Genomic DNA, 22,379 nt, shown 5'->3' with positions numbered 1-22,379 from the left:
GACCGAATCCCTACTTTTCAAAAATTTAATTAGCTGTTTATATAGTGAACTTTTGTAGATTTTCTGAACTAAGGCTATATGAAATCACTTTCTCTTTACGCTTCTTGACTACATCCACATGATCATCGTAGGGAAAAATTAAGAAATCCACATCTTTTTTGCCACTTTTTAAGTTGATGACAAAGGGTGTAACACTCGTCTCAGGTTGTAAAAATAATTTTTCATTGCCCGGAAATATATAATATTTTTTCAAAAAGATAGCTTTATTAAAAAAATCTATAAATCTTATTTTTTCTCCCTCTTCTAAATTATATCCATTAAACGTAACCGTAACTTCCTTTGAGTCCAGTTCTTTGTGAAGCTCAAATTTATTTACTACCCATGCCACAGCTATACTTGGTGGGCTCATTAACAATTTAATAATAGATCCAATCACTATCGTAATGATCAATCCCGTTGTCATCTTATATCAACTCTTTCAGCCATTTTTCTTCATAGCTATTACTTTATTAATAATTTGATTTCTCATTAATATGTAATGTCGCTATATGGATGTTTGATCATCCGCCTTTCAATGATAAAGGATTTTAATTTTTTATCACCATCCAATTTAAAAATTTTTTTACCATCCACTTAGGATTAATACAATTTCATCAAAATAAAAGAAACGTCCAAAACGCCTTGTCCTTTATAAGACAATTAGCTTTGGTCGCTCCTTTTATACTAAGCATTTTCATGTAAGGTGGCAGACATTTGCTAAAATATGAGCCTTCAAACTATGTTTCTACCCTTTTCGAATGAAGAACCTTCGCTCATGAGGTTTGTTCGTCAGCAGAGGGACCGTACATGCCAGGGACGGGAATATCGAGAAGGCGCAAGTATACTCCGAGTTGCCCTCGGTGGTGGACCATATGGCTTAATCCGAAGGTACGGAATGCGAGTGCACGTGGCTCACGGCGAATAATATGGTCACCTTGACGCAATATCCATTCTTGACCTAGCATATTTTCGTCACATTCGGCAAGCATTTGTTCCAGCTTGTCAACGTTTCCGTCAAACTCATTTAGAATATCCGATTGTTTTTCTAAAGGTTCTCTTCTTAGCGGTACGGTTAAGAGATCAAACTCTGAGTATTGAAGTATAGCAATTTGCCAGTTCAGTATATTAATCAAATGTGTGGCTAGCCCACCGAGCGTCATCGACTTCTCGTGAGGTTTCCATGACAGATGCTCCTCAGGCAAACGTTCCAAAATACGACGTGTAGCGGTCAATTCATGCAATGTGTCACCGACGATTAGTTGTTTAATCATGATTTCTCTCCTCGCTTTTGGTTAGTTTACTATAAATTTCATTTGAATAGAAAGCCTCTCTAGTTACTAGACTGTTATAAATAAAACGGTGGTTTCAAAAACATAACATTGGTGTCTTCAGCTATGACGGACGCTTCCACCTTCTAATTACAAATAAACTGTTATGTCCCCAAAAAAGAAGCTGCAATCACAGCTCCTTTTATAAAAACTATAGCCATTCTGCACTATTATCAGCAAGTTTTTGCAGCTCATTCATAAAAATCCCTGCATGATAACCATCACAAACTGCATGATGAAACTGTAGCGAAATTGGTAAGCGATACTCCCCATTTATAGAAGCATATTGAGCACCCGTTATAATCGGTAATAGATAATCTCCACCATTATGAATGTTCAAATTAAATCCAGTGAAAGAACACCATGGTATCATGGAGATAGGAATATTATTTTCTGGTATAGGCATTTTGGGAAACATTCGATCTGTACCATTATATGTTTCTATATCTTGCTCATATTGCGTGTAGAATTCAGTAAATGTAGTGAAATTAGATGTCCAAACGCAAGAAAATGTGCATGACTGTTTATCAAAAATTGTGTATGAAGGCAACATTTCCTCCCAATACCCTAACTGCCCTTCTGCGTTAAAGTTAGTTCTGAATTCTTGATGTGCATTGACTATTTTAGTAATCATAAAAATAAACGCAGGATATAGTTTCAAATTCTTTTTCTTTAAATTCTCCATCAAAACAGTAATATTAATATCATTCGTTATACTGAATGATGTTTGTTGTTGCAAATAGTGTTCAAAATACTCTTTTCGTTGCCAATTCTCGCGGTCTATCAAATAAAATTTCATTTTTTCACGCCTCCTAAAATTTTGGCTGGTTTTAGGAGGCTATTTTCACTGCTTTCTTCATTAAATCATCCTTTTTTTCTAAATCGACCTAGAACTTATTTTACAGCAAAATTTTCCATATAAAAAGAAATTTATAAGTGAGCATTTGCTTTGCCAACATGGGATAACAACCTGAATCGCTTAGTCCATTACTTGATTTTGACTATGATTTTCCCCTTAGCCCTTCCAGACTCGGCATATTCCATTGCTTGTTGAGCTTCTTCAAATGAAAAAATTCTATCTATGACAGGTTTGATTTTACCCGATTCAATATAGTCCGCAATTATACGTAATTGCTCACCACTTGGCTTCATAAATAAAAATGAATAGTGAGCATCATGCTTCTTTTCAAGTGCAGTCAGTTTATAACTTGCTGCTGAAAACAATAATCTTTTAAAAAAACCTGAGCCATGCTCTTTCGCAAAGCGTGCATTCGGTAAGCCTGAAACTGAAACGATTTTTCCTCCACGTTTAATTATCTCAAAGGATTTTTCGAGTGACGTCCCTCCGAGTGTGTCGAAAACTGCATCATAATTTTCTAATAGCTCCTCAAACTTTTCTGTCTTATAGTTGATTACTTCATCAGCACCGAGCGTTGTTACTAGATTTGCCCCAGCTTCACTAGCAGTAGTTGCCACAGTTGCCCCCATTAATTTAGCTAATTGAATAGCAAAAGTACCGACACCACCAGACCCTGCATGAATCAATACTTTTTGTCCTGTTTGTAATTGCATGATGTCATGCAATGCTTGGTATGAAGTTAAGCCAACGAGTGGGATGGACGCAGCTTCCTCAAAACTTAAATTTTTAGGCTTTAACGCTATGTCATCCTCATGAATTGCAATAAATTCGGCAAAGGTGCCAATTTTGCTTTTACGTGGCCGTGCATATATTTCATCTCCTACTTTAAATCGACTTACCTTTGTACCAACCCTTACCACAACTCCTGAAAAATCATTTCCGAGGATTAGAGGCATTTCATACTTAATTAATAGTTTTACTTTCCCATCTCGTATTTTAAAATCGATCGGATTAATACTGGCCGCACGAATTTCTGCTAGAATTTCATATTCACCAATATTAGGTGTAGGCACTTCTGCTAAACGCATGGGAGCAGCGCCATATTTATCAATTACCATTGCTTTCATTGTTGATTCCTCCAATTCATGTCTGATACCAGTCGTTTCAATAATATTCCTTTAACAACGATTCAATATCTGTAACAAGTGTTTTTAGTAAACCTAATCTCGTACGTATATCTATATAATAAAAATTTTTTGTCCCTTCTTTACGCATTAAAATAACGCCAGCATCTCGTAAAATTTTAAGGTGGTGTGACACAGCAGGTCTAGAAAGATGTGTTTGCTCTGTGATTTCCCCAACACGCAAGCCTGTTTGACAATCTGTTGCCATTAAAACAAGTAAAATAGATTGACGTGTTTCATCACCAATTGCCAATAATACCTTTTGACAGTTCATAAAATTTTCTTTAATGATGTGTAGCTGTTCCTCTTTAGTCATTAAGTGAATACCTCCTTTAATTAGTTGAATAGTTTAAGTTATTGAACCGTTATGAATACAACAATATAATACAGGGCTATTCCGTGCAATATTGAGAAAGTAAATCGAGACGAATCAATTTTCGAAGCTCGTCTCTATACAACAAAAAAACACAGAAGTCACATGGACCTCTGTGTTACTTGAGTTACTTGCTTTCCTTAATAAGAGCCTTCATATCTCCAACGATTGTTTCAACTGGTACGTTTGTCGCGCCATCATAGTCTTTTACAACTGTGCCGTCTGCATTCACTAAATAATAGCTCGACATATGTATGACTTGGTCTGAGTTAGGATCATTCTTGACTAATGAATTGAATGATTTACGTGCAAATTGCTCGATAAATTTCTGCTGATAGCCTGTTAATAGCTGCCATTTACTTTCATCTACAACGTTATACGTTTTTAAGTAGTTTGTTAATACGTCTGGCTTATCCACTTCCGGATCTACACTAAATGCAACAATTTGATAATCCTCAAGACCTTCATCCTGTAAGGCCTGCTGTACTTCTGTCATATTAAATGTCATAGGCGGACAGATTGTCGTACAGTTTGTAAAAATAAACATGGCCAACCAAGGCTTGCCCTTTAAATTATCAAGGCTCACTTGTTCATTTTTTTGATTGGTTACATTAAAATCTTGAACCTCAATATTTAGAGATGGCTCAAACTTGTAACTTCCGCAAGCAGCTAAAATGCTACTGAATGCTAGTACTAAAACTAGCAGCATGCTTTTCTTTTTCATTTATTTTGCACACTTCCCTTCATTTCTTCACCTTATTTTATGCATTCTAGATTCCAAATACAAGATAATGAGCTTATCCAAGCGTTGCATTTTGTGTAAGTTGTGAACATTAACTATTTTTGGCATTACATCACTCTACTTCTCCCAAATGGCTCTCCTTTTTTTAAAAATTTTCAAAGCTTTTTTTTATCATTTTCTTTATTTCCCAAAGAAAAATTTCATTGTTATATAACAAACGATTCCACACTATTAATCAACACAGGATATTAATAGCAGAATAATAAAATACAGAAAATTCTCTTTTAAGTGATTATTTTCTCCCGCAGTCATTTTTATTAGCAGTAATCTATTTTAAGAATATTATATCAATAGAAATAAACACTCTCTTTCATACAATATTTTTCTAGTAAACCCTTAATATTTCTATGTTATTCCCATAAAAATGAAATGACTAAAAATTATAAAAACTCAAAAATTAGTATTGCATTATAAGAATATCCCCCATAAAATAAGTGAATATAACGGCGAACGAAAAAGAAATATGTCGTTTAAAACAGAAATATATAACTTTAGGGGGAATAATAATGGCGAATGTTTCTAGTGAAAAACAAGCACAACGCGTTGATTATCATGCAATTGAGGCAATGGAATCGTTCAATAGCTTTGTGAAAAGGAAAAACACCTTTCTTTTCTCGATTACAGCAGTGTTTCTTATTCTTTATATTTTGCTTCCGATCCTTGCATTCCAGCCTGTACTACAACAAAAAATCTTCGGAAATATTACAGGAGTTTGGGTTTACTCGGCTGGATTATTTGTGATGACCATCGTGCTCTGTACAGTATATGTAAAAAAAGCTGCTTCATTCGATAAAGCTGCAGCTGCTGTGCTCGCCGAGTATCATGCGAAAGGTGGTAACTAAATGAACATTGTATCCGTAGGTTTCTTTTTAGCTATTGTTGGTTTAACACTTGTTGTTACCTATATTGCAGCCAAGCGTACTTCCTCAGCAGCTGATTTTTATACAGCTGGCGGCGGATTAAAGGGGTGGCAAAATGGCTTTGCGATTGCTGGTGATTATTTATCAGCTGCAGCCTTTCTTGGGGTGTCTGGTGCGATTGCTTTAACTGGCTTTGATGGTTTCTTTTTCTCTGTGGGCTATGTTGTAGCCAACTTAGTTCTTCTATATATCATCGCTGAGCCTATGCGTAATTTAGGCCGCTATACACTTGCTGACATGTTAACGGCTCGTTTTAATGAAAAGCGAATTCGTGGCGTGGCGGCATCAGGTACGATTATTATTGTCATTCTGTATATGATTGCACAGCTTGTAGGTGCAGGTGCATTGATAAAACTACTATTCGGCATTGAATATTGGATTGCCGTGTTAATTGTCGGTGTGATGATGACTACCTATGTATTATTCGGTGGCATGACAGCAACTTCGTGGGTACAAATTATAAAAGCTAGTTTACTATTATTCGGGACAGGCTTATTAGCTACATTAGTATTAGTGAAATTTGATTTCTCTCTAATGAAAATGTTTGACACCATTGCCGTCGATCATGGGGAGGAATTCCTTGTACCAGGAATTAAATACACAAGCACGATTGATTCCGTATCGATGATGATGGCCTTAGTTTTAGGAACATCAGGTTTACCACATATTTTAATGCGCTTCTTTACTGTAAAAGATGCCAAAACGGCTCGCTCGTCTATATCATGGACAACTTGGATTACAGCTATCTTCTTCTCATTAACAATATTTTTAGGCTTCGGTGCGTTAAATTTTGTAGGTTTAGATCAAATTTTAGCTGAAAGTAAGGCTGGTAACACAGCTGCCCCACTGCTGGCACATTATTTAGGTGGAGATGTGTTAATGGCCTTTATCGGTGCTGTAGCCTTTGCGACAATTTTAGCGGTTGTTTCTGGCTTAGTTTTAACGGGTGCATCAGCGATTTCACACGATATATATGGAGAAATTATTAAAGATGGAAAATTAACGGAAAAGCAACAGGTAGTAGCAGCACGGACAGGCTCTATCTCAATTGCAATTGTCTCCATTGTTTTAGCGCTGTTTGCACAAAGCTTAAATGTTTCGTTCCTAGTGTCATTTGCGTTTTGTATTGGTGCATCCGCGAATTTACCTGTCATTCTTTATACGATCTATTGGAAGAAGTTCAACTCTACTGGTGCTGTAGCAGCGATGCTAACAGGGTTAATTTCTTGTTTGATCTTAGGAGCGATGGGACCAAATGTATGGAGTCCTGTTGAAGGTGCAGCTATTTTTGTTGGTAAACCACTTGTACCACTAGCTGTTCCAGCCATTATTACCATTCCATTAGGCTTTATTGCAGGTTATTTGGGATCGGTCCTGTCATCTAGTAAAGTACCAACTGAAGAGGCTGAACGTATTTATAAAGAAATTCGTGTAAAAGCGAATACTGGTGTTTCTGTATCTGATATTTCTCACTAATTTTTATACACTGTATGCATAATGAATTGAAATTCAAAATATACAAAAAAATAGGCAAAAAATTCGATTTTCGGTCGAGTTTTTCGCCTTTTTTGTTATTCAACAACTAGCAAATTACTTATCGAACAATATTATTTGACTTCCAAAATACAGAAAAAAACCAATTTTCACTAAGGCAATAGTGTTTAAATATGGATAAAAAACCAAGGCATTTTTGTGGATTTATCATTCTTTTTTTGTCAAGAATCTAGATTTCTCTTTGCTTCATTTATTTATCTGAATATTCTAAAACCCTAGATGTTCTTGGTTTCGGAGGTTTTTTTCTCTTTCAGGACTATTTTCAGAAAAATTTTTTTTACATAATTTTTCTGAAATGTATTGCAATTTTGTGAACTCTTTCATAAAATGAGAATGTGAATTCACTAAACTAGCAAAATCAAGTCTTAAGGCAGAAAAAATATACACAAAATGGGGAATGTTAATGGCGAACAATCAAGCAAAAAAAGGTGTCGTGATTGACTATGATGCAATTGCAAACCAAGAATCGTTTAAGTCTCTTGTACGCAGAAAGAACTCTTTTCTTTGGTCTATGACTGCCATATTTTTATTGGCCTACATGTTGTTACCAATTCTGACATCGTACACAACAATTCTACACCAAAAGGCATTTGGGGAAATTACTTGGGTGTGGATTTATTCCGCAGGGCTATTCATCATGACATGGGGGTTATGTCATTTATATGTAGCTAAAGCAAACAACTTCGACAGAGAAGCAAAAGCGATTATCGCAGAATATGAGAACGGAGGTGGCCGCCGATGAATAACGGAATGAGTTTTACAGCCATATTCTTCTTCGTAGCCATTGTTGGTTTAACATTAGTTATCACATGGTGGGCATCTAAACGTACATCTTCTGCAAGTGACTTCTATACAGCTGGCGGGGGCTTAACAGGCTGGCAAAATGGACTAGCTATCGCAGGTGACTATTTATCAGCAGCCTCTTTCTTAGGGATTGCAGGTGCAGTAGCATTATTTGGATTTGACGGATTCTTCTTCTCTATTGGTTATTTAGTAGCTTACTTAGTGGTATTATACATCGTTGCTGAGCCATTACGTAACCTTGGGAAATTCACTTTAGCTGACATGATTACAGCTCGTTTCAATAACTCAAAAGTACGTGGAACAGCTGCTTTAAGCACGATTACAATTGTTTTATTCTACATGATTGCACAACTAGTTGGTGCAGGAGCACTTATTCAATTACTTTTAGGTATCGACTACTGGGTAGCTGTATTGATCGTAGGTTTCATGATGACAACCTACGTATTATTCGGTGGTATGACAGCGACTTCATGGGTTCAAATTATTAAAGCTTGTCTTTTAATGCTAGGTACAGTTATTATCTCATTCTTAGTATTAAAAGAGTTTGGCTTCAGTATTGCAACAATGTTCAAAGAAATGTCTACAGCGACAGATAGTGGCGCTGCTTATTTAAACCCAGGTCTAAAATATACAAATGGACTTGACACAATTTCCATGTTAATTGCATTAGTATTAGGTACTGCGGGTCTTCCACATATTTTAATGCGTTTCTTCACTGTAAAGGATGCAAAAACGGCTCGTTCATCTGTTATTTGGGCTACTTGGATTGTAGGTATCTTCTACGTTTTAACAATTTTCTTAGGTTTCGGTGCAGCAGCATTCGTTGGAAAAGAAGATATTATTGCGGCTAACGCTGCTGGTAATATGGCTGCCCCACTTCTTGCAGAAGCACTAGGTGGCGACATTCTATTCTCATTCGTTTGTGCGGTAGCATTCGCAACAATTTTAGCGGTAGTAGCAGGTCTTGTACTTTCAGGTGCCTCTGCCCTATCACATGATATTTATGGGCAAATCATTAAAAAGGGTAAAATTACTGAAAAAGAGCAAGTTCTTGCAGCACGTATCGGTTCGATTACAATCGCTATAATTTCCATTTTATTAGCACTTGGTGCACAAACTTTAAACGTTGCGTTCTTAGTATCTTTAGCATTCTGTATTGCAGGCTCTGCTAACCTTCCAGTTATTATTTACACAATCTATTGGAAACGCTTTAATACAGCTGGTGCTGTTACAGCGATGTTAACAGGTTTAATCTCTGCTTTAGTATTAGTAGCTATGTCACCAAACGTATGGAATCCAGTTGAAGGCAAGGCGATTTTCGTGGGTGATCCGTTAATTATGTTAACGAACCCTGCCCTAATCTCTGTACCGCTTGGTTTCCTTGGTGGTTTCATCGGCACATTACTTTCTAAAGAAACTGATGATGCAAAATATCGTGAAGTTGACGTTAAAGCAAACACAGGTATTTCTGTACAGGACGTATCTCACTAAATCTATGTCATAAACCTCGTAAGTTCTTGCTTACGAGGTTTTACTTTTTCTTTCATTTTCGTTACTATAATTGTTAAAAGGAGGGAATGAAAATGGCTCAATCTAGGGCGAAAAAGAAGCGAATGCAAATAAAAAGAACTGTTGGCAAGGATGTAGAGAAAAATCGCCAATCCAATTCCTTCAGTACACATGAACGCACCACCAAAACAAAGACAGAGAAATTGAAGCATGATTTTACTAAACATAAAAAGCAGTATACGGATAATTAGTTTGTATCCTATACTGCTTTTATTATTGTAGAAAACACAAGTGTCATTTACAAAATTAGTTTAAAGTCGATAAAAGTTTGTCGTATTTTGAGTGATAATTTGAGCCGCTTCTTGTATAGACAATCCCTTGATGGCTGCAATCACCTCAATCGTCGAATGCATCATCCACGGAGACGTAGGTTTATTTGTAAATGGACCTTCAAACGGCCATGGACCATCTGTTTCAACCATCATTAATTCAATCGGGTAGATTTGAATTAACTGTTGAATTTCCTCTTCATACAATGCATCAGGCGTAACGGAGATAAAATAACCTTGCTGAATCATGCGTTTCACAACTGCCTCGTCCCCTTTAAACCAATGGAAATGTGCCTGACGAAGCTGATGCTTTTCTAGTAATTCGCACACAACGGTAGCATCCTCATACACAGCATGCAATACAATCGGTTTGTCCAACTCTTTCGCCAATACGATAAATCGTTCCAATAAAGCCTCATACGGACGAACATCCAAAGCTTGTTCTTGCCTTAAATAATAGGGTAAACCGACCTCGCCGACTGCTATCATCTCATCACTATGCGAGCGAATCCAATCAAATAAAGCCTTCTCTTCTATTTCACTCGGTAAAGGTTGCTCGGGATGGAAACCAAAAGCTGCCTTCACTTTGGGATAGACCTTCGCTAAATTCAACGTCTTTTGACAGGAGGACAGCTGCATACTTACCGCAATTAATGCCTCTACTTCTTCCAATAAAGAAGGTATTTCCACGTCCTTATACTGATCTAAATGAATATGGGCATCAATCAACATGCAAATCACCCTTTTCTTCCTGTAAATACATGAATAATTGTTGCTTCAAGGCTGTGAATGTGGCCGAATGACGAATTTCTTCTTTGCGAGGACGCTCAAACGGGACAATGATTTCTTTTTTCACCGTTGCAGGTCGTTTCGATAAAACAAGTATACGATCCGCTAAAAAGAGTGCCTCCTCAATACTATGTGTGACAAATAAGATGGATTTTCGATGTTCTTCCCAAATGGACAGTAGCCATGCCTGCATTTCCAGTCTTGTAAATTCATCGAGCGCAGAAAATGGTTCATCTAGACATAAAATAGGTTTATCACTGACAATGGCACGGATGAAGGATACACGTTGTTGCATCCCTCCAGATAGCTGGTTTGGATAAGCATGGCTAAAGGAAGCAAGTCCTACCTTTTCTAGCCACCCCTTTGCACGTTCAACATTAGGCTTTTGCTGCAGTTCCTCAACTATAGTTACATTCTCTAAAATAGTACGCCAAGGCAGTAGACAAGGCTGCTGTGGCATATAGCCAATTGTTCCTCTTTTTTGCAGGATATCCTCTCCATTTAATAAAATCACCCCTTGATCAACCGAAGAGACCCCACCAATTAATTGAAAAAGGGTACTTTTACCACTGCCGGATGGACCTACAATGGCCACAAACTCACCATTCTTGACATCAAAGGAAATATTATCAAGAACATGTAGACTGTTAAAGGACTTAGCGATGTTTTGAATGCTGAGCATGATAACTTCTCCCCTTTACCATTAATTTTTCAAGCAAACGAATACTACTAAATAACAATAAGCTTAACAAGACAATCGCAAAAATTGCGACAAACACTCGATCTGTACGGAAGGAGGATTGTGCTAAGGTCATGTATACACCAATTCCCTTTTTCGCACCAAGCCACTCCGCAATGACTGCCCCCATTACGCTATAAGTTGTAGCAATTTTTACACCTGAGAAAATAGCTGGGTAGGCATGTGGCCATTCTAGTTTCCAAAACGTTTGGGCCTTCGTTGCACCAATCATTTCAAAGTAATGCTTTAACTCGGGTGCTGTTTGACGAAAACCGTCCATTGTCGCTATGACAATAGGGAAAAAGCACACTAGACAAATAATGATGAGCTTTGGTAATAAGCCAAAGCCAAACCAAATAATAAGCAGCGGTGCTAACACAAGAATAGGTATGTTTTGCGACATAATGAGAATCGGGTAAAATAACGACCGAATGAAAGTAAAACGATGCAAAACAATTGCCACTGTTAGACCACAGCCAACTCCAATAGCAAGTCCTAGTAAAGCTAATTGCACAGTAGCCAGAGCATGTGGCAGGAACGTCTGATACGATTGAATGCCTTCTACTACAATTATGCTCGGTGCTGGAAGGAGCCATGGAGGAACATCAGCGATATGCACAACAAGCTCCCATATGAATAAGAGGAAGGCGATAAAAATTATCGTCCTTCCCTTTTGTAATGCCCGTTTCATGACTGATATTTCTCCGTTAATGTAGCCATTGTAATTCCATTTGGTTGATATAAAATTTTTACTTGTGTAATGACATTAATGGCTCCTAGCTCGACCATCTTAATATTCATTTTTTCAATGATTTGAAGGAGAGTTGTAAGCTCACCCTCCATCGTTGTTTCAAGTGGATGAACCTCATATTTCACACCAGATGCATTAATAACTGCAATGGCCGCATCTACATAAGGAATGACATCCTCATACTTCTCTGTCTTCGGAATAATTTGGACACTGATTAATGAATTTGCCATGTTATTTGGCCTCCTTTTTCGGTAAGAACTCATTCGTAAACGCTTGTTTAGCATCAAATTCGCCCTCTAATACTTTGTTGCTCGACATCCATTTAGCATAGTTTTCCCATACAGAAAGCTTTTGCTCACCCCATTGTTTAGCGTCATCCTGATACTTATCAGCCAACCACTCTTGGCTTTTATGCACTAATTCCTTATCTAAGTCTGGGGCTTCTTCTAGTAAAATATCGGCAGCTTCATTCGGATGCTCGATTGCATATTCATAGCCCTTCGATGCAGCCGCAACAAAAGCTTTGACGATGTCTGGATTGTTTTGAAGCATTTTTTCATTAGTTGCTAAAACAGGTGTATAGTAATCTAACTGATCACTGTAGTCCGTTAAATACAGCATATTAATCTTTTCCCCACGAAGCTCTGCCTCAATTCCTGTCCAAGCATAATAAATCCAAGCAAAGTCGATGTCTTTTTTCATCATTGTGAAGAAATCTAAATCTCCTGCATTGACAATCTCTAATTTATTAATATCAGCGTTTTCTTTTTGCATTAATGATTGTAATACTGCTTGTTCGAGTGGCGCCCCCCAGCCACCATAAGTTTTTCCTTCAAAGTCCTTTGGAGATGTAATACCCTTTGATTCTACAGAAGCAAATCCAGATGTATTATGCTGGATGATGGCTGCTATTGAGACAAGTGGCACATCCTGAACACGAGCCTGTGTAATGCCCTCCTGATAGCTCACGCCAAATTCTGCCTTACCGGAAGCTACGAGCTGATCGGCTCCTGCCTCTCCTGGCATAATAATATCAACATCTAAGCCCTGTTCTTCAAAATAACCAAGCTTTTTCGCAACATACAATCCTGTATGATTCGTATTCGGTGTCCAATCGAGAACCACTGACACCTTTTTCTTTGTATCAGCAGCTTGCTTGTCCTCCTTGTCGCTACAACCTACTAACGTCAATAGTGCCGCTATTAAAATAAATAACCATTTTTTCATGCTAGGTCCTCCCAGTTTGTAATATGAAAGCGTTCAAGAATGAATGTTGTCACCAGAAGAAAGCGTAATATACGGTTGGTAAGATATTGATTGAAAAACAAAAAAACGCCTAGGATTCCTCCCAGACGTATTGCAATCAATCTCCAAAACTTTTGCTTTTTTGAATAGATGTTCCCTACGCTGGTACGAGCCAAATCAGGTTCAAAGGGTCAGTGTCTATCGGACACAATCTCAGCTAGCCATAACTAGCCCCCCTACATTCTTTCGCTATGAACTTTTCGATGATTATTATACCCATAGTTGATCTAAAATGACAAGATGCTATTTTTGGATAGTTGTTCCACTCCAACAAGTAGCCCAGCTCTACAATATAGAGACTGGGCATGATTTTAGCTTGGTTTTTGTTCTTTTTTGGCCGTTAAGACATGGGAAATGGCTCCATCTGTTGCAATATCCACTTTAAATGAACCATTAGAATGACGATCAGCACGTGTCAATGCTTGAACATCAATAAACTCTTGGACGCCTTTTTCAGTTTCAATCACAACCTGCTCATCGTTTGTCGCTTGAATCACAGCGACAATTCGGTGAGGATTTGCTTTTAATTCTGTCAGGACTTTAAGACCACGTTTGGCACGACCTGCTATTTCTACCTCTGCGACATTCATTTTCTTGACAGCCCCTCGTTGTGTCACAATAACGACATATTGTGTTTCATCTGGCTGTAAAACATTGACCCCTACTAAAGCTTCTCCATCTTTTAACGTAATCCCTTTAACGCCGCCTGTTTTCACACCAGTAACTGGTAATTCCTCAATAGGGAATCGAATAGCATACGCCGTATCAGTTGTTAAGAGCAATTCCACATCATCCGTCATAAACGATGCATAAATCATTGCATCGCCCGCTTTAACATTCATTGTTTTAATCGGCTTCGAGTAACGCGTCACTGCATAATCTGCGAGCGGTGAACGTTTAATTTGTCCATCTTTCGTAGCAGTTAAAATATACGTATTTGGTTGTTCAAATGTTTCAAAGCCATAGACTGCAATAATTGATTCATCTTCACTTGTTGGCACAATACTAGAAATATGCTGACCAAGGTCCTTCCAACGAATATCAGGCAATTCGTGAACTGGCTGATAAATATAATTCCCTCTATTTGTAAATAACAATAGATGATGCTGCGTATTTAAGTTTGCTTCATACAATAAGTAATCGGAATCCTTCATCGCAAAATCTTGACCATTGGAAGCGGCATGAGATCGTGTAGAAGTACGTTTAATATAGCCATCTTTCGTGACAGTCACCACAACCTCTTCGCTTGGAACAAGGACATCTAATGTAATTTTAATTTCTTCAATTTCTTGTTCAATTCTCGAGCGACGCGGCTCTGTGAAGCGTTTTTTAATATCTAGTAATTCCTGTTTAATGACACGTACAAGCTTGGCCTCGCTTTGTAAAATTCCTTCTAGCTTGGCAATCAATTTATTTAAATCATCCTGTTCTTGGCGGAGCTCTGTAATATCGGTATTCGTTAAACGATATAATTGCAGGCTCACAATCGCCTCTGCTTGTACCTCGGTAAAATCGAACTTTGCTTGTAAATTGAGCTTGGCATCCTTCTTATCATTTGAAGAACGAATTGTCGCAATGACTTCATCTAAAATAGACAATGCTTTAATTAAGCCATCTACGATATGGGAACGATCCTTTGCCTTTTGTAAATCATATATAGAACGATTTGTGACCACTTCTTTTTGGTGAGTAATATAGGCGTCCAATAATAATGGTAATGTCATCATCGTTGGGCGACGATTATGAATCGCAATCATATTAAAATTGTAAGCTACTTGTAAATCTGTTGTTTTAAATAAGTACTGTAAAATCCCTTGTCCAGGAACATCCTTTTTCAGCTCGATTACGACACGTAACCCTGTACGGTCAGATTCATCACGAATTTCAGCAATCCCTTCAAGGCGTTTATCTACACGCTGCTCATCAATTTTTTTTACAAGATTCGCTTTATTCACGTCGTATGGTAATTCGGTAACAACGATTTGCTCTTTGCCACCCTTAATAGGTTCCACCACAGCCTGCGCACGGACAATAATTTTACCACGCCCTGTTTCATATGCCTTTTTAATGCCGTCCACACCTTGAATAATACCGCCTGTTGGGAAATCTGGACCTTTGAGTACCGTCATCAATTCATCCACTGTTGCAGTAGGCTTGTCTAAGCGCATCAATACAGCATCTAGCACTTCATCTAGTGCATGAGGTGGAATATCAGTTGCATAACCCGCAGATATCCCTGTAGAGCCGTTTACTAGTAAATTAGGGAAACGTGCTGGTAAAACAGTTGGCTCCATATCCTGATCATCGAAGTTTGGTACGAATTCAACCGTTTTCTTCCCGATATCTCGTAACATTTCACCCGCAATCGCAGATAGTCTTGCCTCAGTATAACGCATGGCAGCTGGCGGATCTCCATCAACTGAACCGTTATTCCCATGCATTTCAATGAGCATATGACGAGCTTTCCAATCCTGACTCATACGTACCATTGCCTCATAGACAGAGCTATCTCCGTGTGGATGGTAATTACCGATTACATTACCGACTGTTTTAGCCGATTTACGGAAAGGTTTTTCGTGTGTATTACCTTCTGTAAACATCGCATATAAAATTCGACGCTGTACAGGTTTAAGACCGTCACGTGCATCTGGCAACGCGCGGTCTTGAATAATATATTTACTATAGCGACCAAAACGGTCACCCATTACTTCTTCTAAAGGTAAATCTTGAAACTTTTCTGTGCTACTCATGCTTGGCCCTCCTCTTGTTGGATGAATTCATTTTCTAAAATGTTAGCATCATCCTCCATACCGAAGTCTACATTGGCTTCGATCCATTTACGACGTGGCTCTACCTTATCGCCCATTAACGTCGTGACACGTCTCTCTGCACGTGCACCATCCTCGATTGTGACACGAATTAATGTACGTGTGTCAGGGTTCATTGTTGTATCCCATAGCTGGTCTGCATTCATCTCACCAAGACCTTTATAGCGCTGTAATATGTAACCCTTTCCAACTTGTTTGATGGCCTTTTGTAAATCATTTTCTGTCCAAGCATATTCAATCACTTCTTTTTTGCCAGTCCCTTTAGAAACTTTATAAAGTGGCGGTAATGCAATAAAGACTTTACCAGCCTCGATGAGCGGACGCATATAACGGTAGAAGAACGTTAATAGCAATACTTGAATATGAGCGCCATCTGTATCAGCATCGGTCATAATGACTACTTTATTGTAGGCTGAATCCTCAACAGCAAAATCTGTTCCAACACCTGCACCAATCGCATGAATAATCGTTGAAATTTCTTCGTTTTTCATAATATCCTGAAGCTTGGCTTTTTCCGTGTTAATCACTTTCCCGCGCAGTGGTAATATTGCCTGGAATGTACGATCGCGACCTTGTTTTGCAGAACCACCCGCTGAATCACCTTCGACTAAATATAATTCATTTCTCGCCGCATTACGTGACTGTGCAGGCGTTAATTTCCCTGACAGAATCGTACTACCCTTTTTGTTTTTCTTACCATTTCGCGCATCCTCACGAGCTTTACGAGCCGCTTCACGTACTTGCTGCGCACGAATCGCTTTACGCACAAGAGATGCCGACAATTCAGCATTTTCCTCTAGCACATACAAAATTTGCTCAGACACCACACTATCTACTGCTGAACGGGCCTCACTTGTACCAAGCTTGCCCTTTGTTTGTCCTTCAAATTGTAATAAGTGCTCAGGAATACGGACAGATACGATAGCTGCTAAGCCCTCTCGAATATCCGTTCCTTCCAAGTTTTTATCCTTATCCTTTAATAAACCAATTTTTCTTGCGTATTCATTAAAAACACGCGTCAGAGCTGCTTTTGCACCTGTTTCATGGGTACCGCCATCTCGTGTCCGTACATTATTAACAAACGACAAAATCGTTTCAGAATAACCATCGTTATATTGGAAGGCGAACTCTACTTCAATATCATCTTGAATACCTTCCACATATTTCACAGGATGAAGAACATCTTTCTCTTCATTCAAATACGCAACGAAAGCTTCAATGCCGTTCTCATAAAAGAACATATCATTTTTGCCTTCCTCGCGCTCATCAATTAATTCAATTTTTAAGCCCTTTAATAAAAAAGCTGACTCCCTTAAACGTTCTGCTAACGTATCATAATTATATTTTGTAACAGAGAAAATCGTTTCATCAGGTAGGAAATGAACAAGCGTACCTGTCTGCTTCGTTTGACCAATTTCTTCAAGTGTTGTCACTGGATGTCCACCATGCTCGAAGCGCTGGCGATATTTTTTACCATCACGATGGATGGTTACTTCTAAAAATGTGGATAGCGCATTCACGACAGAAGAACCTACACCGTGCAAGCCGCCGCTCGTTTTATAACCGCCTTGTCCAAACTTACCACCTGCATGAAGGACAGTAAAAATAATTTCAGGAGTAGGTTTACCCATCTTATGCATACCAGTTGGCATTCCACGGCCAAAGTCGCGTACGCTAATACTCTGGTCTTTGTGAATCTTGACAATAATATGAGATCCAAAGCCAGCCAATGCTTCATCCACCGCATTATCAACGATTTCATACACAAGGTGATGAAGTCCACGGCCATCTGTGGAACCGATATACATGCCTGGTCGTTTGCGCACCGCTTCTAATCCTTCTAATACTTGTATAGCGTCATCATTATAGACGCTAGGTGACTGTTTATTCGTCAAAAAAATTCCCCTCCAAAAAACAAACACTTGTTCTATTTATGTTCTCATCCTAATAATAATAGCATTTCCTGTCAATAGTTAGCGACAGGTCCCATTAAATTTTTAAAAATTGCTCACAGTTTTAATATACACTTTAAATAGTAAACATCTTCAACAGTTGCTTAAAATTGGAATTTAAGCAAAACAGACTACCACTAGTATCCGTAAACACCTGACGCATCGTAGCTTATTTAGTTGCAATATAGTTGATGCGTCAATGTCATGTAAATGAATAAAGTTAGACTTCTATTCTACCAAAGGAATGAACGAATGACAAAATTGCCTTTTTGCCTATATTTTAATAAAGAATTTTTTCGTTCTTTCATCAATCATGCCTAAAAGCCTATCTCTAACTTACTTTAGTTTCTTTTGTATTGAATTCAAGACTCCTTACGAAATCTCCTTCATAACATTGTAGATTAGCAAGAAAAAGTGTAAAATACTTGTTACAAACTATTAGTACCAAGTGATGGACTATGAATGAAAGGAGTCCAACTATGATCAATGGACTTATTATTTTATGTGCTTATCTAATCGGCTCTATACCTTCAGGGCTATGGATAGGTAAAATTTTTTATAATACCGATATCCGAGAACATGGAAGCGGTAATCTTGGAGCAACCAATACGTTCCGAACATTAGGAAAAAAAGCTGGTATTGTTGTGACTGTGATGGATGTTCTAAAAGGGACTGCCGCTGTCTTACTAGCTGCACTTCCAATATTCTCAGACAGTTCTATCCATTCCTTAATCCTAGGTCTTGTTGCAGTGATTGGTCATATGTTTCCAATCTTCGCCAATTTCCGTGGTGGAAAAGCCGTTGCCACATCAGCAGGTGTTTTATTAGGCTATTCATGGCCATTGTTTGTCTTGCTCCTAATTGCCTTTCTTGTGACATTGAAAATCACAAAAATCGTCAGCTTAACATCTATGATAGCCGCTTTAGTAGCACTTATCTATTCAATCGTTTATTATTTTGTTACAGGTGACTTTGCATTAAGCATCTTGGTAGCCTTTTTATTTACCTTTATTATTTATCGTCATCGTGCCAATATTGTACGTATTAAAAATGGCACCGAGCCAAAGGTAAAATGGCTGTAAGAAGAGAGGAGCATTCGCTATGAAAATTGCACTGACAGATGAAGCCCTACAATGGTTCAAACAAGAGATGGAAGTAGAACCTGGCGATACTATTCGCTTTTATGCACGCTATGGTGGCTCAAGTCCTTTTCACGAAGGCTTTTCACTAGGCATGACGCGAGAAGAGCCCATCGTCATTGGAGCAGAAGCAGTCATTGATGGCGTAACCTATTACATCGATGAAAAAGATTTATGGTTCTTTAACGATCACAATCTACATGTGGACGTGGATGCTAGTTTAGATGAATTACAATACGAGTATCGTACATAAAGCAGTATTTTCCTTTCAGTCTCTGAAAGGAAATACTGTTTTTTTATTTGAAAAATAGTAGCTAGAATTTCATTCCTTTTTTCGTTTATCTCCGCACAAAGTTGTCCATTCTATATATAGTGAACATCCATTTGAGGAGGAAAACCCATGTCCATATCAAACAAGATCGATCCCTCCCCATCCCTTACAACGGACGATTTATTAAATACTTCCCTTGCCAAAAATATAAAAGTCATTCAAAACACTCTCGGTCATAGCAATGACATCATTATACGAGAAATTACCATTGGTGAAGCTGAACCCCATCGACTGGCCATTATTTCCATTGATGGCTTATCCGATAAAACGATGATTTCGGATTCAGTGATTGATAAATTAATGGCGAATATTGAGGAAGAACAAGAAATTGAAATTACTACCATTAATCAATATGTGCGAAGTTCCTATTTAACTGTTGGTGATGTGATGAATATCGAAAATTTCACATCATTGTATTATGCCATCCTTAATGGTGAAACCGTCATTTTATTAGACGGCTTTGCTGAAGGCATTGTAACAAGTACGAAAAGTGCAAAGGATAGAGCTGTCACAGAGCCCTCAACCGAATCCGTTATTAGAGGACCTCGAGAGTCCTTTACTGAAACTTTGCGTACGAATACCGCGCTCATTCGACGAAAAATAAAAAGTCCAAATCTTTGGATTAAGTCTCGAGTCATCGGTGAAGTGACACAAACAGATGTCGCCGTGATGTATATACATGGTATCGCCAGTGACAAAATTGTTGCGGAGGTGTTAGCGCGGTTAGATCGCATTAATATCGATGGCATTTTAGAAAGTGGCTATATTGAGGATTTTATTCAAGATTCTAAAAATACCATGTTTCCAACCATTTACAACTCAGAACGGCCAGATGTTATTGCTGGTGAATTATTAGATGGGAAAGTGGCGATTCTAGTAGATGGTACCCCCTTTGTATTAGTGGTGCCTGCATTATTTACTTCCTTTTTGCAATCAGCAGAAGACTACTATCAACATTGGATGATTAGTTCCCTCATTCGTATTTTACGTTTCTTTGGTATTAGTTTGGCATTGGTAGCACCATCTCTCTATGTTGCGATTACGACGTTTCATCAAGAAATGCTACCGACGGCCATGCTAATTAGTATCGCCTCACAACGAGAAGGCGTGCCCTTCCCTGCCGTAGTGGAAGCACTTATTATGGAGCTTGCCTTTGAGATACTACGAGAGGCAGGGCTTCGAATGCCGCGAACAATCGGTCCAGCTGTGTCCATCGTAGGTACGCTGGTAATTGGCCAGGCAGCGGTAGATGCCGGTGTTGTCTCGGCTGTAATGGTTATTATAGTGGCATTAACGGCCATTTGTAGTTTTTTATTCCCTGCTTATGGTTTGTCCAATACGATTCGTGTACTGCGCTTTCCATTAATGATCTTAGCTGCTATGTTTGGTCTTTTTGGAGTTATGTTTGGCATTATTATCATTATTCTTCATTTATGCAGCATTCGTTCATTTGGTGTACCGTATTTAAGCCCGTTTGCTCCTTTAATTTTACAGGATCAAAAAGATGCATTTTTATTGCTTCCTCGTAGACGTTTATTAACACGTCCACGCTTAGTCAATCAGAAAAACGTTGTTAGAGGGCATAAATATGTCCCAAGAACAGGTCGGAAATAAAACTACTGAACAAATGAGGAATAAAATATGGCAAAAGTAAAAGTAATCTGCTTACTATGCATCCTCACTTTACTGTTAAGTGGTTGCTGGAGTAAGCGTGAATTAAATGAATTAGCCATTGTTGTAGCGCTTGGTATAGACAAAGTAGATGATGAGTATGAGATTACCGTTCAAATAGTTGATCCTAGTGAGGTTTCCATGCGACAAGCTTCCACTCAGCGCTCCCCTGTTGTCAGCTATCATTCTAGAGGGGAAACAATTTTTGAGGCCATCCGCAAAATGACTACCATTGCTGCACGGAAGCCATATTTTGCCCATCTACAGGTAGTCGTTTTAGGTGAAGATCTCGCTAAAGATGGAATCAGTGATTCATTAGATTTAATTGCACGAGACCATGAGTTTAGAAAGGATTTCGATGTCATCATGTCTTATGAGGCTACAGCTAAGGAAGTGTTAAATGTTCTCACACCTATCGAAAAAGTTCCTGCTAATAAAATCTTAAACTCCCTCAAAGTTTCTGAAAAAGTTTGGGGCTCTACTATTGCTATTAATATAGACGAATTGGTCACAAGGCTCAGTGAAAAGGACAATGGGGCTTTGATTTCTGCGATTGAAGTTCATGGGGATAAACGGTTAGGGGCCGATCAAACAAACGTCCAACGTGTTAAAACACCTGTGTTGTTAAAATATGCAGGATTGGCCATCTTTAAAGGAGATCAATACATTGGTTTACTTTCAGAGGGAGAAAGTAAAAGTATTAGTTTCCTCAGTGACAAAATACAAAGTACGATTGAAATCGTCACCTGTCCAAAGCAAGGTACACTCTCAACTGAGATTACGAAATCCTCCACAAAAGTAAAGGGATCATTTAAAAATGGGAAACCGCAAATTGATGTCCAAATAAATGTGGAACAAAATGTAGGAGAGGTCGAATGTGATATCAATCTAACGAAAAATAAAACGGTGGATTATATCAATAAAAAAACAGCACAAGGCATCGATGAACGTATTGAAAAAACATTAGAAAAAATTCAACAGCAATACCAAGTGGATGTTTTAGGCTATGGTGATGCCCTACATCGTGCAGATGCTAAACAATGGAAAAAAATCAAAAACGATTGGCCAAATATCTTTCCTGATCTACCAATCCATGTTCATGTAAAAGTGACAACACAAGGTTTAGGCACAATGCAAAACTCATTATTAAAAAAGCCAAAGGAGGGATAGTGG

General features: G+C 38.3%; 22 protein-coding genes and 1 riboswitch. Of the genes, 9 read left to right on the top strand and 13 right to left on the bottom strand.

Going from position 1 to position 22,379, the window contains the following annotated elements; all coding sequences use genetic code 11:
* Positions 1-37: 37 nt before the first annotated feature.
* From AC1Q6O_RS18020 to AC1Q6O_RS17995, 6 genes are all read right to left on the bottom strand, one after another.
* On the bottom strand, positions 38-463 hold the full coding sequence (locus AC1Q6O_RS18020) for a YfmQ family protein (protein ID WP_008181333.1): 426 nt from the start codon (positions 461-463) through the stop codon (positions 38-40).
* 349 nt (positions 464-812) lie between these two features.
* Positions 813-1,310, bottom strand: coding sequence for a DinB family protein (locus AC1Q6O_RS18015; RefSeq protein WP_008181330.1), 498 nt, complete (start codon positions 1,308-1,310; stop codon positions 813-815).
* Between the two features lie 208 nt (positions 1,311-1,518).
* Positions 1,519-2,166, bottom strand: coding sequence for a type A chloramphenicol O-acetyltransferase (gene catA / locus AC1Q6O_RS18010; RefSeq protein ID WP_008181328.1), 648 nt, complete (start codon positions 2,164-2,166; stop codon positions 1,519-1,521).
* Positions 2,167-2,354: 188 nt separating this feature from the next.
* Positions 2,355-3,353 carry an NADP-dependent oxidoreductase gene (locus AC1Q6O_RS18005; RefSeq protein ID WP_342529405.1) on the bottom strand — a complete coding sequence of 333 codons (999 nt, stop codon included), beginning with the start codon at positions 3,351-3,353 and terminating at the stop codon, positions 2,355-2,357.
* 37 nt (positions 3,354-3,390) lie between these two features.
* Positions 3,391-3,726, bottom strand: a complete 336-nt coding sequence (locus AC1Q6O_RS18000; RefSeq protein ID WP_275443985.1) for an ArsR/SmtB family transcription factor — start codon at positions 3,724-3,726, stop codon at positions 3,391-3,393.
* Positions 3,727-3,910: 184 nt separating this feature from the next.
* The gene (locus AC1Q6O_RS17995) at positions 3,911-4,507 is read right to left on the bottom strand and encodes an SCO family protein (RefSeq protein WP_008181322.1); all 597 of its coding nucleotides are present in this window, start codon (positions 4,505-4,507) and stop codon (positions 3,911-3,913) included.
* A 584-nt stretch (positions 4,508-5,091) separates the two neighbouring features.
* On the opposite strand from AC1Q6O_RS17995, the gene AC1Q6O_RS17990 reads away from it, so the two are divergent.
* The 5 genes from AC1Q6O_RS17990 (at position 5,092) to brfA (ending at position 9,623) form a co-directional block, all read left to right on the top strand.
* The gene (locus AC1Q6O_RS17990) at positions 5,092-5,427 is read left to right on the top strand and encodes a DUF485 domain-containing protein (protein ID WP_089987187.1); all 336 of its coding nucleotides are present in this window, start codon (positions 5,092-5,094) and stop codon (positions 5,425-5,427) included.
* Positions 5,428-6,981, top strand: a complete 1,554-nt coding sequence (locus tag AC1Q6O_RS17985; RefSeq protein WP_008181316.1) for a solute symporter family protein — start codon at positions 5,428-5,430, stop codon at positions 6,979-6,981.
* 481 nt (positions 6,982-7,462) lie between these two features.
* Positions 7,463-7,801 (top strand): DUF485 domain-containing protein, encoded by a 339-nt coding sequence (locus tag AC1Q6O_RS17980; protein ID WP_025116302.1) that lies wholly within the window; start codon positions 7,463-7,465, stop codon positions 7,799-7,801.
* Between the two features lie 8 nt (positions 7,802-7,809).
* Positions 7,810-9,354 (top strand): solute symporter family protein, encoded by a 1,545-nt coding sequence (locus AC1Q6O_RS17975; protein ID WP_043990796.1) that lies wholly within the window; start codon positions 7,810-7,812, stop codon positions 9,352-9,354.
* A gap of 92 nt (positions 9,355-9,446) precedes the next feature.
* Positions 9,447-9,623 (top strand): ribosome rescue factor BrfA, encoded by a 177-nt coding sequence (gene brfA, locus AC1Q6O_RS17970; protein ID WP_164908714.1) that lies wholly within the window; start codon positions 9,447-9,449, stop codon positions 9,621-9,623.
* A 60-nt stretch (positions 9,624-9,683) separates the two neighbouring features.
* Here the strand turns inward: brfA and AC1Q6O_RS17965 are convergent, their stop codons facing one another.
* From AC1Q6O_RS17965 to parE, 7 genes are all read right to left on the bottom strand, one after another.
* Positions 9,684-10,433 carry a TatD family hydrolase gene (locus AC1Q6O_RS17965; protein ID WP_008181306.1) on the bottom strand — a complete coding sequence of 250 codons (750 nt, stop codon included), beginning with the start codon at positions 10,431-10,433 and terminating at the stop codon, positions 9,684-9,686.
* On the bottom strand, positions 10,423-11,172 hold the full coding sequence (locus tag AC1Q6O_RS17960; RefSeq protein WP_089987190.1) for an ABC transporter ATP-binding protein: 750 nt from the start codon (positions 11,170-11,172) through the stop codon (positions 10,423-10,425). Before AC1Q6O_RS17960 ends, AC1Q6O_RS17965 begins: the two co-directional genes overlap by 11 nt.
* On the bottom strand, positions 11,147-11,920 hold the full coding sequence (locus AC1Q6O_RS17955) for an ABC transporter permease (protein ID WP_239354672.1): 774 nt from the start codon (positions 11,918-11,920) through the stop codon (positions 11,147-11,149). The genes AC1Q6O_RS17960 and AC1Q6O_RS17955 overlap by 26 nt, the downstream gene beginning before the upstream one ends.
* A complete protein-coding gene (locus AC1Q6O_RS17950; protein ID WP_008178760.1) occupies positions 11,917-12,210 on the bottom strand; it encodes a thiamine-binding protein in 294 nt (97 codons plus the stop codon). The genes AC1Q6O_RS17955 and AC1Q6O_RS17950 overlap by 4 nt, the downstream gene beginning before the upstream one ends.
* Before the next feature lies 1 nt (position 12,211).
* Positions 12,212-13,207, bottom strand: coding sequence for an ABC transporter substrate-binding protein (locus AC1Q6O_RS17945; protein WP_089987192.1), 996 nt, complete (start codon positions 13,205-13,207; stop codon positions 12,212-12,214).
* Positions 13,208-13,362: 155 nt separating this feature from the next.
* Positions 13,363-13,473: riboswitch (TPP riboswitch) on the bottom strand.
* Between the two features lie 123 nt (positions 13,474-13,596).
* Positions 13,597-16,035: a DNA topoisomerase IV subunit A gene (parC, locus tag AC1Q6O_RS17940; protein ID WP_089987193.1), complete on the bottom strand. Its 2,439-nt coding sequence runs from the start codon at positions 16,033-16,035 to the stop codon at positions 13,597-13,599.
* Positions 16,032-18,008 carry a DNA topoisomerase IV subunit B gene (gene parE, locus AC1Q6O_RS17935; RefSeq protein WP_008178755.1) on the bottom strand — a complete coding sequence of 659 codons (1,977 nt, stop codon included), beginning with the start codon at positions 18,006-18,008 and terminating at the stop codon, positions 16,032-16,034. The genes parC and parE overlap by 4 nt, the downstream gene beginning before the upstream one ends.
* Before the next feature lie 536 nt (positions 18,009-18,544).
* On the opposite strand from parE, the gene plsY reads away from it, so the two are divergent.
* The 4 genes from plsY to AC1Q6O_RS17915 all read left to right on the top strand — a co-directional run bounded on the left by plsY (position 18,545) and on the right by AC1Q6O_RS17915 (position 22,376).
* Positions 18,545-19,147 carry a glycerol-3-phosphate 1-O-acyltransferase PlsY gene (gene plsY, locus AC1Q6O_RS17930; RefSeq protein ID WP_008178753.1) on the top strand — a complete coding sequence of 201 codons (603 nt, stop codon included), beginning with the start codon at positions 18,545-18,547 and terminating at the stop codon, positions 19,145-19,147.
* 19 nt (positions 19,148-19,166) lie between these two features.
* A complete protein-coding gene (locus tag AC1Q6O_RS17925; RefSeq protein ID WP_089987194.1) occupies positions 19,167-19,457 on the top strand; it encodes a HesB/YadR/YfhF family protein in 291 nt (96 codons plus the stop codon).
* A gap of 147 nt (positions 19,458-19,604) precedes the next feature.
* Entirely contained in the window at positions 19,605-21,149 is a 1,545-nt protein-coding gene (locus tag AC1Q6O_RS17920) for a spore germination protein (protein ID WP_008178750.1), read from the top strand.
* A gap of 27 nt (positions 21,150-21,176) precedes the next feature.
* Positions 21,177-22,376 (top strand): Ger(x)C family spore germination protein, encoded by a 1,200-nt coding sequence (locus tag AC1Q6O_RS17915; protein ID WP_089987195.1) that lies wholly within the window; start codon positions 21,177-21,179, stop codon positions 22,374-22,376.
* Positions 22,377-22,379 lie beyond the last annotated feature (3 nt).

The organism is Lysinibacillus sp. GW823-FHT06C08 (assembly GCF_058795135.1).
This window is presented reverse-complemented; position numbering and strand designations above follow the sequence as displayed.

Coding starts and splice junctions, on each gene's coding strand:
- AC1Q6O_RS18020 (WP_008181333.1), bottom strand. CDS start 463: ATGACAACGGGATTGATCATTACGATAGTGATTGGATCTATTATTAAA.
- AC1Q6O_RS18015 (WP_008181330.1), bottom strand. CDS start 1,310: ATGATTAAACAACTAATCGTCGGTGACACATTGCATGAATTGACCGCT.
- catA (WP_008181328.1), bottom strand. CDS start 2,166: ATGAAATTTTATTTGATAGACCGCGAGAATTGGCAACGAAAAGAGTAT.
- AC1Q6O_RS18005 (WP_342529405.1), bottom strand. CDS start 3,353: ATGAAAGCAATGGTAATTGATAAATATGGCGCTGCTCCCATGCGTTTA.
- AC1Q6O_RS18000 (WP_275443985.1), bottom strand. CDS start 3,726: ATGACTAAAGAGGAACAGCTACACATCATTAAAGAAAATTTTATGAAC.
- AC1Q6O_RS17995 (WP_008181322.1), bottom strand. CDS start 4,507: ATGAAAAAGAAAAGCATGCTGCTAGTTTTAGTACTAGCATTCAGTAGC.
- AC1Q6O_RS17990 (WP_089987187.1), top strand. CDS start 5,092: ATGGCGAATGTTTCTAGTGAAAAACAAGCACAACGCGTTGATTATCAT.
- AC1Q6O_RS17985 (WP_008181316.1), top strand. CDS start 5,428: ATGAACATTGTATCCGTAGGTTTCTTTTTAGCTATTGTTGGTTTAACA.
- AC1Q6O_RS17980 (WP_025116302.1), top strand. CDS start 7,463: ATGGCGAACAATCAAGCAAAAAAAGGTGTCGTGATTGACTATGATGCA.
- AC1Q6O_RS17975 (WP_043990796.1), top strand. CDS start 7,810: ATGAGTTTTACAGCCATATTCTTCTTCGTAGCCATTGTTGGTTTAACA.
- brfA (WP_164908714.1), top strand. CDS start 9,447: ATGGCTCAATCTAGGGCGAAAAAGAAGCGAATGCAAATAAAAAGAACT.
- AC1Q6O_RS17965 (WP_008181306.1), bottom strand. CDS start 10,433: ATGTTGATTGATGCCCATATTCATTTAGATCAGTATAAGGACGTGGAA.
- AC1Q6O_RS17960 (WP_089987190.1), bottom strand. CDS start 11,172: ATGCTCAGCATTCAAAACATCGCTAAGTCCTTTAACAGTCTACATGTT.
- AC1Q6O_RS17955 (WP_239354672.1), bottom strand. CDS start 11,920: ATGAAACGGGCATTACAAAAGGGAAGGACGATAATTTTTATCGCCTTC.
- AC1Q6O_RS17950 (WP_008178760.1), bottom strand. CDS start 12,210: ATGGCAAATTCATTAATCAGTGTCCAAATTATTCCGAAGACAGAGAAG.
- AC1Q6O_RS17945 (WP_089987192.1), bottom strand. CDS start 13,207: ATGAAAAAATGGTTATTTATTTTAATAGCGGCACTATTGACGTTAGTA.
- parC (WP_089987193.1), bottom strand. CDS start 16,035: ATGAGTAGCACAGAAAAGTTTCAAGATTTACCTTTAGAAGAAGTAATG.
- plsY (WP_008178753.1), top strand. CDS start 18,545: ATGATCAATGGACTTATTATTTTATGTGCTTATCTAATCGGCTCTATA.
- AC1Q6O_RS17925 (WP_089987194.1), top strand. CDS start 19,167: ATGAAAATTGCACTGACAGATGAAGCCCTACAATGGTTCAAACAAGAG.
- AC1Q6O_RS17920 (WP_008178750.1), top strand. CDS start 19,605: ATGTCCATATCAAACAAGATCGATCCCTCCCCATCCCTTACAACGGAC.
- AC1Q6O_RS17915 (WP_089987195.1), top strand. CDS start 21,177: ATGGCAAAAGTAAAAGTAATCTGCTTACTATGCATCCTCACTTTACTG.